Here is a 12,700-nt window from a genome sequence, read left to right as displayed (position 1 = left end):
GTTCAGGTTCCCTTGCGTTGTTGTTCTTCTTGGTGGGCGATACGCTGAAGCAACTCGTTACGAACCCCCTCAATGTCAGGTACAGCAACCTGACGCCATTCGTGCAACTCCGCGCCGGTGTAGGGTTTAAACCCGGAAGGCAGTTCGGCGGCACTAAAGGTCTCCAGCATCCAGTTAAGGACACCTGCCAGCGCGTCATCCGAAAGCCCCGAGAGGGCCGAGCCAGGCACCTGGACCAAAAAGGCGCGGCCGCCCGGCACGCTGAGGAATTTACCCAACTGGCCGGGAAATGCCGGCACCTGCCGCTGTGGGTTGCCGCTGCCATCCGGCAAATGACAACCCTGGCAATTGAGCATGTAATCGAACTGACGCTGTTCCGTGGCCAACAGCGAAGAAGAACCGATCATCATGAGACAGGCAAAAGCGGCGGCGGGAAGAGTGCGAGCCGACATCAACTTACCCCTTCACGCCGATTACCACGGACAGCGAGCAGTGATAAGGCATATCTGCATGACTGCCGGCGCACCAGTTGATGTCATTGGAGCTCTGCGGACGGTACATGGGTGAATCGCCCTGGTCGCGCTGGCATATGCAACGGCCACAGTTTTCCTTACCACAGCAATCGTTATAGGAAATCACATAGTCCTTCCCATCGGCCGGGTTATGGCATGTACCGATCCACGTAATATCCGAACGTACGGTGCCTGGCGGGCAACTGGTCGCCGACCCACCGCAGCAACCGCAAAGAAATCCATCGATCGCGCAATATCGCCAGTATTCACAACTGTTAGGGTCGCCCTCCTCTACCAAGGTGGAAGCCGACTGAGCAAAAGCACTACCGCGGTAGACCGGCAGGAGCGTCGCCGCTCCCGCGCCGATCAGTACTGTGCCCAACCCACCCAGAAAGCCGCGCCGCGAAGTACTGCGAGCCGTGGTGCGGGCAAAAATTTCGGTGGCCTCGTCAAACCATTTGATCGCCATTCTCAATGCACCTGCTTGTAAAGGGAGTGTTCAGTCCCAGTCTGGGCAGCTTGAAATGCCTGCATCGATGCAAAGCCCAGCGCCTGAGCTTCGAAGAGGCTTTCAAGATGCTCGCGGGTGTTGATCAGCCCGTGAGTGGCCACGGTGCCCGTAGCATCGATCAGCACGCCGTAGGGCAACTTGCTGATTTGGTAGGCCAAACCCACCTCCCGAGAAAGCAGATAAGGGAAACCCTCCAAACGTTGCGCCTGAATAAATGTCTGGTGAGAGGCGATGTCACCGTCACTGGCGAGAACGACTCGAAGACGTCCACGTTCGTGCTCGATAATCGACTTGATCACGGGCAACAAGGTCTTGCACACCGGGCATGTATCGGACAGGAAAAACAGCAGGGTCAATTGTCCCTGGGCATTGCCCCCGCCGATGCTGACCGAGCCACCGTTCAAGCTGGGCAACGTAAAGCTCGGCGCGATTTCACCGGCCTTGATGGTCTTGCCAAGTGATAACGCGCCCACGGGCTTGATTCGCTCGTGAAGAAGGCCGATCTGGCGCGCCAGAGCCCATACGGCCAGGGCCAGCCCCAATGTCATGAGCCAGGAAAAAATACTCGAGATAATCAGTGCATTCATCATGATGTTCACAGCGCTCGCAGGGAAACACGGTTGGAGATCAGCAGATTCGTCAGGATGTAAAGGGCTGCAACGCTTGGCAGCAGGAAGCCCAGCGTGACGGCGTCGAACCACACCAGTGGTCGATCCTGCATCGGCGCCATCAGGTTCAACACTGGCAAAAGCAACAACACATTGCGCCATACCAGCGCCCCACTCAGCGCTTGATGATTGCCGCCAAAATTGCAGCCACAGTCTTCAATGACCGCCCCACGCGCGACACTTATTGCCAGCACCACGGCATAGAGCCCAATGAGGATCGCCGCACCCAGCGCAGCCCAAGGCATCCATAAGCTCACCAGGAGTCCAGTGGCGGCTATCATTTCCAGCCAAGGGAGCAGACGCGCCAGTACCGAACGCAACCAACGAGGCAGCACCAATCCCAACGCAGTGCGGTAGTCGTCCAACACCCGAGCAAAACTTTGCCCATCCTGCAACTTGTGCAGTGCTGCCGCCCCCAGTAACAAACCGAGGCCGAGCGCGCTGGAGAGATGTACAACTGGATCCTGGAGATAAGTTGCAGTCACCACGACATCACCTCGTTCATAGCCCCTACCGGTATCTCATCGATACTACGCAAGTGCTTTCCACTGTCGGCATCATACAAATTGATACTCTGGCGCATGAGCGGCATGAGCCCAGCCTCGCCTTTGGACGTATAGATTGCGGTTATGAACTCCGCAGGCATGGGTACCATCCAGTCCAGACTGTAGAGGCGTGGTTGTTCGCCCTTACTGACGGCAATGGCAACGCTTAATTCGTTAAGCTTTATGCGAGACACTCGTTGCTGGGTTTTAGTGTCATAGACCCAAACTTCGGTACCGGGCTTCTGGTAGTTTTCCGGCTTGTCTTGATGCATCAGAACGTACAGGCGACCGCTCTTTTCGTGCAGCGCAGTACCGTGATTACCAGCCACTCCCCACCCGTCCGCCCGCTCCTGGTCGCTGACTAATGACCACCGCTGCGACTGAGCTATGCCACTGGCGCTCATCTGGAGCCCATAGGCAAAGTTTTTCTGAGACACGAAGTACCAGGTATTGCCCTTGCGAGTACCGGTGGTCAGCAAAAGATCCTGCAGTGGATCGAAGAGTGGAGCACTGCGCTCTTGCTTGATCACCTCACCTTGATCGTCAAGCTTGAGGTGCAAGAAGGCACCGTTGCCGCAGATGGAGTAAAAATCCCGTGGGCCGGCAGAATACATAGCAGCGCAGCCAGGCGTGGCGACCTCTTTCACAAACCGATTGTTTTCGAGGTCAACGATGCTGACCGATTGCGCCGGAGTGAAGTTGAACACCAAGAGGAAACGATCATCGTCCGACAGTGCACTCAGCCCCGTGGAAATCAGGGCGGTCATGCGCTTGGCTGGAATAGCGATCTCGCGTTTGGGGCTCAACGTCTTGGAGTCGTAGACGGTGACCACATCTGTGCGCTCACCGCGAACACCTCGACTGAAGTAGGTTTCCACAGCGTAGAGTTCGTCGCGCTTTCGCGAGGGCACCAGGCTGTTGAACCACATCCCGGTGCTCAGCTGCCCGAGATTGCGACCACTGTCATCAAACAGCAAGACGCGACCACTTGCCATGCTTGGAGCATTACTCCCCCAAGCCCAAAACCAGTTTTGGTCACGGTGATCGCCAAGTACTTCGACTCGAACTTCCTCCGGCTCGAATTGCGTCGCGGATGTCATTGGTGCCGGAGACGCTACTACTGGCGACGCCACGTTGATCAATGACAGACCGCACATCAGATATCGGAGTGAACGATTGAGCATAGGGTGTGATCCAGTGACTTGCGGTAATTATTCATGTACTTGCAGCTTAAGTTCGTTGACGTCGATCGGCTTGACCCGACATGACAAAACGTTTGGCAGCAGGTGTCACAAACAATTATCAAAGCTTGAAACGCCCAATATGCTGCCCAAGGTCCTTCATCTGTTTCGCCACTTCGGCCTGTTCCTGCTCTGCTGAAATAGCTAGTTGATTGATCTCCTCAGCCATCTGACCTACGGCGGCAATGTTGCGGCTCACCTCCTCAGTGACGGCACTCTGCTGTTCAACCGAAATAGCAATCTGGGAAGCCAGATCGGAAATCTCTCCCGCTGCGCCGATAATCCCTTGCAGTGCACCCTCCGCTGAATCGGCATGCGCGACACTGCCATGCAAATGCATCAAGCTACGCTCGATTGCCACCACCGCGCGGTGGGTGCCCTCCCGGATACCGTTAACGATGGTTTCGATCTCGCCACTCGATTTTTGAGTGCGCGCTGCCAATGCCCGCACCTCGTCGGCTACCACGGCAAAACCTCGCCCATGTTCTCCGGCACGAGCGGCCTCTATAGCAGCGTTTAAAGCGAGAAGATTTGTTTGCTCGGCCACGCCACGAATGAGCTGCATAATCAGGGCAATGCGAACTGAGTCCGCATCCAGTTCGCTGACGATTGCTTGCACCACTCCGACTTCCTCCAGCAACCGCCGAACTTCGCTGGATCCTTGGCGCATAATTGCTCCGCTCTCTTGGGCTGCACCGTGCGAACGCTGAGCCGCGACCGCTGCAGTTGCAGCGTTACACGCGATCTGTTCCACCGAAGAGGCCATCTGATTGATAGCTGTCACCACTTCGCCGATCTCGCTGTGCTGTCGCTCGATTTGCAAAGTGGAGGCACGCCCGAGTTCGAAACTGGTGCGAGTACGCTCCTCCACCAACTCCTGAGAATTGCGTACCTCCGACAGAAGTCCACGAAGGCCCGCCAAGAAGCCGTTTACGCTGAGCGCCAGCGCTCCAACTTCATCCCCCCCCCTGACTGGCAGACTTAACGTTAAATCACCACTACCCTTGGCCAGGCTCTCCATCAAATGACGCATATGCTTTAACGGTCGAAGGGCGTGACCACATAACCAAGCCATAAGTAGCAACCCCAACGAAGCCATCAGGATCGAGATGCCGGTTTGCTGCAAACCAGTGCGCCGCGCACTGCTGGCTAGATCGGCACGTAGCGCCTCTGCATCCGCACTAGCAACATCCTGTTTAATACGGTAGACGGCGATCCAGGGGGCCGTCCCGTCAACCAGCGGTATTGGCAGTATTAGATGAAAGTAACCGTCGGGCAGCGACTCGAGCTTCGCCTGCCCGTTGCCGGGCAACTCGCGCAGCCTATCCAGCCCAAACCAATCGGTGCTGTTTAAAGAAGTCCCAACACGCTGCGGCGCTCCACTGTACCCGGCAATGATTCCGCCCGGCGAGACTAGATAAAGCGAACCTTGACCGTCGAAAAGCTCGGAGTTGACTCGCGCTAGAAGCGCCTGAACAAAGTCGAGACGCAGATCGAATCCCACCATTCCTTTGGTCATGCCATCGACTGACACCGGTAGAGCAATGGTGCTTACAACCGCAGGCCCTTCCGTAAAATCATAGTTATAGGGTTGCAGTACACAAAGCTTGTTACTGTCTATCGCACATCGATACCAATGATTGGTTTGCTTGTCTGCCAGCAGCGCCTCATCAATGACCGCGTGGCTAACGTCGCTATGAACATTGCGCGACCAGAACGTCGCAACGCGGCCGCTGTCATTGGCGCCATCTTCAGTACGCCCGGCAAAAGCGCTGTCATTACCATCGAAAACGTCCGGTTCGAGCACCGCATACGCTGCATAGCTATAGTGGTTAGCCTGCAACGCGTTTTTCACGTCGCGATCAAGTGCAACTCGCGCTTCGGCAGCCCGCCCGTCCCTGCGCGCCTTCTCGATATGACTGCTCATCTGACGAGCCAGCAACTCTCCCTGAGCCTTTGAAGACTGGAAGGCATTGCTGATGGACGAGATCTCGACAGCAAGCGCCTGGCTCAATCGTCCTTGCACGGTCCCCAGTACGAACGGTTCGATGCGCTGGGTTACTTCATCCTGCCCCCTTAACGCCGAGCGCATCCCAAAAGACACGAGAACAATGGTAATAAGGGACAGCAACAAAGCATTGAGTAATATTAGCTTGAGTCGCAACGACAACTTACCGAACCATATCTGCATGCAGGCACTCCTTGTGATGAAACCCGATGTGATGCATCTGGGTCCTGCGCATCTCGTTATCAAAGGCATGCGTCAAGAGCGAACACGGCGTCGATGTGACTCGGATCTGCGCAGGAACGTGGATTAAATAGAAGTCGACTTTCGCCACTACGCCCAGATGTATAAAGGTGCATGCGACAATCGCCTCTCTCCAGGTTATTGCTGCACCACTCCTACAGAACCGAACAGCAGCAGACGCCCATCATCTAAGGGTGCCAGCGCAGACAGGTTAAGACGATCCTCCCTGCGCGAGGCGTTAAAGCGCTCCAGGTTGGCGTCCGATTCGGCGACCAGCCCACCGTTACCCACCAGTGTCACGCGACCATCAGACCGCTGGGCGACAGCCGTGATTGCCTCCTGGCTGCCACTGCTCAGTTCGCGCCAGCTGTCACCCAGGTTGTCGCTGACCAACACTCGGCCACTCATTCCAACAAGAAGCAATCTGCCGGATCTCAGACCGAGACCACCCCACAGCGACCCCCTGACTCCAGTATCGAGCTTCTGCCATGTAGTGCCGCGATCCATAGAGCGGTAGGCATTCCCCATCTCTGCAGCAACGAAAAGGCTGTTGTCGGGCCCCGGGAAAATATGATTGAGATGATAGTCGTCCCCCTCTTCGCCGACACTCAGACGTGTCCAGCTCTGGCCTCCGTCCTCGGTCTGGGCAGCATAACCGTAAGCGCCAACAACGATGCCGTGACGGGTATTTTCGAACCAGACCGAAAGCAGCACTGGCTGCCCCTCCATACGTTGCAGCAGGGTCCAGGTTTCGCCGCCATCATCGGTCTTCAGCAGCACGCCACCGTGGCCGACTGCCCAGCCTTGCTGGGCATCCACGAAGCTCAGAGCGGTGAGCAGTCCATCTACCGGCACGCTCTTGGCCTGACGCCAGGTGTGACCATCGTCAGACAGGATCACCACACCGTGATCGCCAAGCGCAATCATGCGCTGACCGGCCTGAGTTACAGCGAGCAACGGAGCGTTTTGTGCGTGGGCCAGCGGCATGGCTACACCCCCGCCTTCAGCGGCGGCTCCCAGCAGAATTAGCGACAACAACATCGGACGCAGAGAACGAATCACGGACATCAGATGTACTCCTATCAATGTGCAACCAGGGGAGCACGAACGGGACCCCGTCGAGGAATGAGGACATCCAGCATTACGGCGATTGCTGGCAAAAGGGTAATGGCCATGATCATGTTGATCATGAACATAAACGTCAGCAGTAGCCCCATGTCGGCTTGAAATTTCAGTGCAGAGAACGACCACGTGGCAACACCTACGGATAAGGTGATCGCAGTAAACACAGTGGCCACTCCAACCTCACGCAGAGCAAGTTGAAAGGCTTCAACGATGTTCAGGCCCTCGACAAGATGCATCTGGAGGCGGTTATAGATGTAGAACGCGTAGTCCACACCGATACCCACGGCAAGTACCATTACCGGTAAAGTCGCGACAGTAAGTCCGATATCCAGTTCCTTCATGAACCAATAGCCGAGGAAGGTCGCGAGAGTTAGCGGAAGGCAGCAGGCAACCATCGCTCGCCAGTCCCTATAGACCAGCAACACCAGAAGCAAGATGGTCAGATAGACGTAGAGCATCATTGGCAGTTCAGAGGTTTCCACCACCTCATTAGTCGCTGCCTGCACGCCGGCGTTGCCACTGGCCAACCGAACCGATACGCCCTCGAGGGTATGCTCCAGGCGGTAGAGTTCGACAGCCTGCACCACCTGCTTCAAGGTACTGGCCTTGTGATCGGCAAGGTAAAGGTTGATCGGCAACAAGGTACAATCGGCGTTATACAGTCGCAGAGATTCAGGCACCTGGCGCACCGCCTCAGCCAGAGACAGTTCGTCCACCGGCAGAGCCGCCCACTTCGGATTGCCTTCGTTCACGCCAGAAGCTGACAGCTTTGTCAACGCCGGCAAGGATTGGGCGGAAAGCACCCCCTGCACATTACCCAAGTGCCAGGTCAAACGATCCACGTAACTCATCACATCGTGTCGGTAGCATCCACCTTCGGGTGTTTCCACTGCGACGGTGAACAAGTCCAGCCCCAGTGAGAAGTGACGCACTACGCTCTCGACATCCTGGTTATAGCGCGAATCCGAATGGAGCTCGGGTGCTCCAGGCAAAACGTGACCCACATGACGTCCGTGACTCTGCCACACCGCGAGCACCATTAATGCAAGGCATATGACGCCGCCAATTGCGGCATTACGTGGCTCAGCGATTCGACCCAGCCCAACCATCACATTGTCACGCCGCTGGCGCAGGCGCTCCACCCTGGCCACGTAGGCAGCGTCGAAGCGGAAATAGCTAGCCAATACTGGCAGCATGATCAGATTGGTAATGATCTTATAGGCTACGCCTACCGACGCGGTAATCGCCAACTCGCGGATCATTGGGATCGGCACCAATACCAGAGTGGCAAAACCAACGAAGGCGGTAATCAATGCCAAGGTGCCGGGAATTAGAAGCCCCCCAAAACTTCGGCGCGCGGCTGTCATACCATCAGCACCGGCACAAACCTCCCTGGAGATAAAGTTAACCTGCTGCACCCCGTGAGATACGCCAATAGCGAACACGAGGAACGGTACCAGAATCGCAAGCGGATCAAGGCCGAAGCCAAGTAAGGTAATCGTGCCAAACTGCCAGACTACCGAAACCAAAGAGCAAAACAGCGGTAAGAACGTCAGTGCCCACGAACGTGTGTACCAATAAACGGCGAGCGCGGTGAGAACGAACGCCAGTGCAAAGAAACCTATGACACTCTTGGCGCCTGCCCCGATATCGCCCATTTGCTTGGCGAAACCAATGATTTGCACATCATAGTCGGCGTCGGCATATTTACTGCGCAGATCGTTCTCAAGACGCTGACTGAACTCCAGGTAGTTCAAACGCTTGCCTGTCTGCGGGTCTGGATCTGCAAGTTCAGCGACGATCATGGCACCCGAATGATCGTTCGCTACCAGACTACCCACAAAGCCGCCGATAAGCGTTCGTTCGCGAATACCTGAAATGGCCTTGTCGTCGAGGGTACCGACGGTGACGTCACCACCCACCACGTCTTCGGCTTTCATACCCTCCTCGGTAATCTGAACAGCTCGCGTGTTGGGTGTCCAAAGCGAAGTAACACTGCGGCGATCAACACCCGGCATGAAGAACACTGCCTGAGTCAGGTCATACAATCGGGTCAGCGCTTGCTTGTTCCAGATGTCGCCGTGCTTGGCATGCAGTACCACAATAATGCGGTTGGCACCGAAGAGCACATCCCTGTACTGGTTGAACGTCTTGATAAACGTATGCTGCTGTGGAAGTTGCTTGTCGAAACCCGCCGACATTTCCAGACGCGACGCGAACAGGCCCATGACAAGCGTAATCACCGCCAACACGGCAAGGGTCGCCAATCGATGGCGAAAGAAGAAACGCTCGAGTCCGAGCACCAGAGAAGCCAACATGGAGAGTACCTGAAGGAGTTAGTAGCCCCCTCCAATGAAGGGGGCATGGGCTCAGAACGAGTAGGAAACGTTGCCGCTGAGGAAGTCGCGATCAGCCATCAGATTGTTGCCGCCACCGCCCCAGTACTGCACCCATTGGAGGCCCCCCTTCCAGCGATCGCGGTAGTTGAACAGTAAAGAACTGGTCAGCGACTTACGACCTTCTATAAAGGGCAATGCGTTCGGCGTAGTCCCGTTAACGTCATGACTGAAGTCAAGCTGTGGCGTGACAGTTATGCCGCTCCCAAAGAGATTGGGATAATTGATGCCGATCTCCGCGATATAGCCCCAGGAAGTTTTGTCTGGAAGTGAGTAGTCCGGCAGAAAGTAGGGAGTTTCGCCAGAGGTGTCGAGATCCGGGTAGTAGGTAACTGCTGCCTCAGCCAGGATAAATCCGTCAGATGCACCAAGACTGCTGGGAATGAAACCGAGCGGATCGTTAGCGGCGAAGGTGTAGATGGCGTTAACATCAACCTGCCACTTCTTCTCTTCGACGTAACCATTATGTACACCGGTGTCGTATACGCTGTACTTGTTAAATGAGCCGGTGAAAGCCCGACCGAATGGAACCGTCGGGTCGATGCCGACACTGTCGTTGGGTCGGAATGACACTTCTCCTGCGACAGCCACCGGGCCAACCATGGTGGACATGGACAGGCCAAACAAGTCTTTATCTTCTCCATAGTTGACGAAGAAGTTATCCGTACGCAAGGCATCAGGGTTAGCTACAGCGGTGTAGCCAATGAACGGGAGCTTGTCGTGATAGCGCTCGTAGTAGAAGCCGAATTCCGTCCCGATCTCCTCCGCCGTCCAGCGCAGTGCCACACCATATTGGCCGCCATTATCAGGCTTGCGTTCGCCGCCGTAAGGGACAGCGAGCCCGTTGGCGACCAACGCTGCGTTATTCAGGCCGCTGATCAACGGCTCACCACATCGACCGGTTGGCGTGCTCGCACTACAGGTACCAGCGCCTGAAAAGCTGTCGACGTAGTCAGTGGAATAGTAAATAGGTCGTCGACCTTCACCCACCACGTCGGCACCAGAATAATAGGTTCCTACCGGATCCAGACCATAGGCGTTCCATTTGAACTGATAGTAGGCCTCCAGATTCAAGGTATCTGTAAGCCCCACGTTGAAGGATGCCATCGGAGCCGGGATGAATACTTCCTTCAATTGCGTTCCGGGTGTGTGGTATTTGGGCAAGCTGAGGGCGTTAATCTGGTTGATGCCACCGGTTATAAAGATTTCCTCCCCCCAACTGATCACCTGGTTACCCACCTTGACCTTGGAGGGCATATCGCCAAGATCGAAGCTCTTGGCCACCCACAGGTCGAGAAGATCGAGACGCTCAGTGGCATCACGTTCAGCTTCATCGTCCAGATGGGTGCGCCGAGTGTTGTCCATCTTGAAGTCCTTGGCCCACGCAACTCGGCCCAGAGCACTCCAGCCATCGCCAAATTGCAGACTCAGCTCATGAGTTCCCTTCAGCACCTCAGAAAAAACATCATGCTTGTTGTAGTTGAGATTACCGTCATCGGAATTGGTGTAGTTGATATCGGCGTTGGCGTACCCGTTGCCCTTGGTCAAGTTGTAGTACTTACCGAGCCCGGTGCTGGTACCGTTACTGCAACCACCACTATCGCCTCCTAGGAGTTTGCAGTCCGGTGACTGCATGCGAGTGGCAAATCCGTAGCTCAGGGTGGAGTCGAAGCTACCTGATATGCCCTCTTCAGAACCGAAGCGGAACGCGTGGCTCGGTTGCGCCCACATCAGCGTCGATACCGTCAAAACCCCAAGAGTCAGTGTGCTGCAGGCGTACGGAAAACCCTGCGGCACCATCGCACCGCTTTTTTTATTTTTATACATTTGGGTGAACTCCGAGAGAATTAACGCTCGCCGCGACGGCGCAGTTCGTTTGAATTGAACATCTTGTCGGTGACGCGCCCTTCCATACCGGCGGTCAAGTCAAGTACCTCGCCTTCCTGGGTGAAACCGTCTGCGATATATCGACGAGCGACAAGGTCGTAACTGACGTACTCGAAACTAGTGCAGGCCTGAATGCCCGGGTCCGCCCAAATACTGCCTTCCTGCACACGCCAGAGATTGCCCTTGGCGTCATACATATCGACATGCAGCAATGTCCAGCTGTCCTCGTCGATGAAGAACACCCGCTTGGAAAAGGAGTGTCGCTTGTCTGCCTTCACCGTCGCTTCGACTACCCATACGCGATGCATCTCGTAGCGCTGCGCGTCGCGTTTAAGGTAGTCCTGCCCAATCAGATTCTGATACTTGTTGGCCTTATCCACCAACTTGTAGGAGTTGTAAGGCACGACGATCTCTTTCTTGCCGATAAGTTTAAAGTCGTAACGATCAAGGGCTCCAGTGAACATGTTGATCTGATCGACAAAATACAGACCGTCGCCACCCGCGATCGGGTTGTCATAGGCGAAGGATGGCGCACGTCGCACGCGACGCTGACCGGGAAAATAAATCCAGGCGTCCTGTGGTTTATCGAGGTAGCCATGGACCAGATACATCTCACCCGCGCGAGACGATGGAGTCAGAATGTCGTACAGTAGTTTGGCTTCAATGTCGCCGGTGTCAGCTGGGCCTTTGACCGAAGGATCATTGTAAGGGTAATACTCATAGGCCCATTGTTTGACCTCAGACAACGCACCTGCAGTATCCCGTGCCAAGTAAGAGATCTGAGCGCGACGCCCTTTTGCCATGTAGCGAAGTTTGTAATTCCACATCACCTCGATGCCACTCTGTGGCACTGGAAACGGCACCGTAGCGCCAACTGCCTGCTCCAGGCGCCAACCGTCCGCACCGATCTTGCCCTGCCCGGAAAACTCCTTGGTACGTTGTGCGACTTCAGCTGGGATAGCACAACTGCGTCGGGTGGGGTACACATCTAGACGATAGCCGGGGTACATCTTGATCAACTCTACCTGACCGGCTGGTAGTTTCGATTGATACTGCGCCACGTTACCAGCATCAATCGAATAGAGCGGCTTGTCGGCAGCGTATGGATCGCCATGACCTGGTGACCAACCCGCAGGCGCCTTGGTAAGCCCCCCGTCCCACGCTGGAATAGTGCCATCGGCACTGCCTGCCCTCTGCGCACCAACCGGGGTAAGGTCGCCTCCGAGCTTGCCAACATCAACGGCCCCAGACGCTTGTAAACTAACGGCGCCAAGCGCAGCGCAGAACGCACCGCTCAGCAATGAGAAAGTGAGGGTTTTCATGTAGCTCTCCTGAGTTTTTTTTGTAATTGGCCAGAAGCATGGCTTTGAACTGACGGGAAACCGGTCAAGCTCTGGATGCACGAATACGAAGCGACACCGTTGTTCTGACGAAGAAACCGACAGAAATCCGTTCCGGGACATCGACACCGACACCGACACTTTTCATATCGCGTTGAATCAGGTAGCTCGTATGCCCTTAAATCACTCAATCAACAGATGCGTTTAAGTTACTGCTCACCTAGCAA

At 55.6% G+C, this 12,700-nt stretch carries 9 protein-coding genes and 2 pseudogenes; all 11 read right to left on the bottom strand.

From position 1 onward, the window contains the following. Window positions 1-2: 2 nt before the first annotated feature. Window positions 3-452 (bottom strand): hypothetical protein, encoded by a 450-nt coding sequence (locus KSS96_RS11120; RefSeq protein ID WP_225913325.1) that lies wholly within the window; start codon window positions 450-452, stop codon window positions 3-5. A 4-nt stretch (window positions 453-456) separates the two neighbouring features. After that, on the bottom strand, window positions 457-975 hold the full coding sequence (locus KSS96_RS11115) for a methylamine dehydrogenase light chain (RefSeq protein ID WP_439653354.1): 519 nt from the start codon (window positions 973-975) through the stop codon (window positions 457-459). 8 nt (window positions 976-983) lie between these two features. Continuing rightward, window positions 984-1,610 carry a methylamine dehydrogenase accessory protein MauD gene (gene mauD, locus KSS96_RS11110; RefSeq protein WP_225913324.1) on the bottom strand — a complete coding sequence of 209 codons (627 nt, stop codon included), beginning with the start codon at window positions 1,608-1,610 and terminating at the stop codon, window positions 984-986. 8 nt (window positions 1,611-1,618) lie between these two features. Further along, complete coding sequence (locus KSS96_RS11105; protein ID WP_217856228.1) at window positions 1,619-2,176, bottom strand: MauE/DoxX family redox-associated membrane protein; 558 nt, start codon at window positions 2,174-2,176, stop codon at window positions 1,619-1,621. Next, window positions 2,173-3,420 (bottom strand): amine dehydrogenase large subunit, encoded by a 1,248-nt coding sequence (locus KSS96_RS11100; RefSeq protein ID WP_217856226.1) that lies wholly within the window; start codon window positions 3,418-3,420, stop codon window positions 2,173-2,175. The genes KSS96_RS11105 and KSS96_RS11100 overlap by 4 nt, the downstream gene beginning before the upstream one ends. A gap of 118 nt (window positions 3,421-3,538) precedes the next feature. Then, window positions 3,539-4,126: pseudogene (locus tag KSS96_RS28275) on the bottom strand (methyl-accepting chemotaxis protein); the annotation flags it as partial. A 270-nt stretch (window positions 4,127-4,396) separates the two neighbouring features. Further along, window positions 4,397-5,404, bottom strand: a pseudogene (locus KSS96_RS28440) (PDC sensor domain-containing protein); the annotation flags it as partial. 459 nt (window positions 5,405-5,863) lie between these two features. After that, window positions 5,864-6,793, bottom strand: coding sequence for a WD40/YVTN/BNR-like repeat-containing protein (locus KSS96_RS11090; RefSeq protein WP_217856222.1), 930 nt, complete (start codon window positions 6,791-6,793; stop codon window positions 5,864-5,866). 14 nt (window positions 6,794-6,807) lie between these two features. After that, window positions 6,808-9,168 (bottom strand): efflux RND transporter permease subunit, encoded by a 2,361-nt coding sequence (locus tag KSS96_RS11085; protein WP_217856220.1) that lies wholly within the window; start codon window positions 9,166-9,168, stop codon window positions 6,808-6,810. Window positions 9,169-9,219: 51 nt separating this feature from the next. Beyond that, a complete protein-coding gene (locus tag KSS96_RS11080; protein WP_225913323.1) occupies window positions 9,220-11,073 on the bottom strand; it encodes a DUF1302 domain-containing protein in 1,854 nt (617 codons plus the stop codon). A gap of 20 nt (window positions 11,074-11,093) precedes the next feature. Continuing rightward, a complete protein-coding gene (locus KSS96_RS11075; RefSeq protein WP_217856218.1) occupies window positions 11,094-12,455 on the bottom strand; it encodes a DUF1329 domain-containing protein in 1,362 nt (453 codons plus the stop codon). Window positions 12,456-12,700: the final 245 nt, after the last annotated feature.

Source organism: Pseudomonas asgharzadehiana (assembly GCF_019139815.1).
Taxonomy (GTDB): Bacteria; Pseudomonadota; Gammaproteobacteria; order Pseudomonadales; family Pseudomonadaceae; genus Aquipseudomonas; species Aquipseudomonas asgharzadehiana.
This window is presented reverse-complemented; position numbering and strand designations above follow the sequence as displayed.

Bases quoted from the DNA above. Each gene is read 5' to 3' on its own strand.
- KSS96_RS11075 (WP_217856218.1), bottom strand. From the start codon at position 12,455: ATGAAAACCCTCACTTTCTCATTGCTGAGCGGTGCGTTCTGCGCTGCG.
- KSS96_RS11090 (WP_217856222.1), bottom strand. From the start codon at position 6,793: ATGTCCGTGATTCGTTCTCTGCGTCCGATGTTGTTGTCGCTAATTCTG.
- KSS96_RS11080 (WP_225913323.1), bottom strand. From the start codon at position 11,073: ATGTATAAAAATAAAAAAAGCGGTGCGATGGTGCCGCAGGGTTTTCCG.
- mauD (WP_225913324.1), bottom strand. From the start codon at position 1,610: ATGAATGCACTGATTATCTCGAGTATTTTTTCCTGGCTCATGACATTG.
- KSS96_RS11120 (WP_225913325.1), bottom strand. From the start codon at position 452: ATGTCGGCTCGCACTCTTCCCGCCGCCGCTTTTGCCTGTCTCATGATG.
- KSS96_RS11085 (WP_217856220.1), bottom strand. From the start codon at position 9,168: ATGTTGGCTTCTCTGGTGCTCGGACTCGAGCGTTTCTTCTTTCGCCAT.
- KSS96_RS11100 (WP_217856226.1), bottom strand. From the start codon at position 3,420: ATGCTCAATCGTTCACTCCGATATCTGATGTGCGGTCTGTCATTGATC.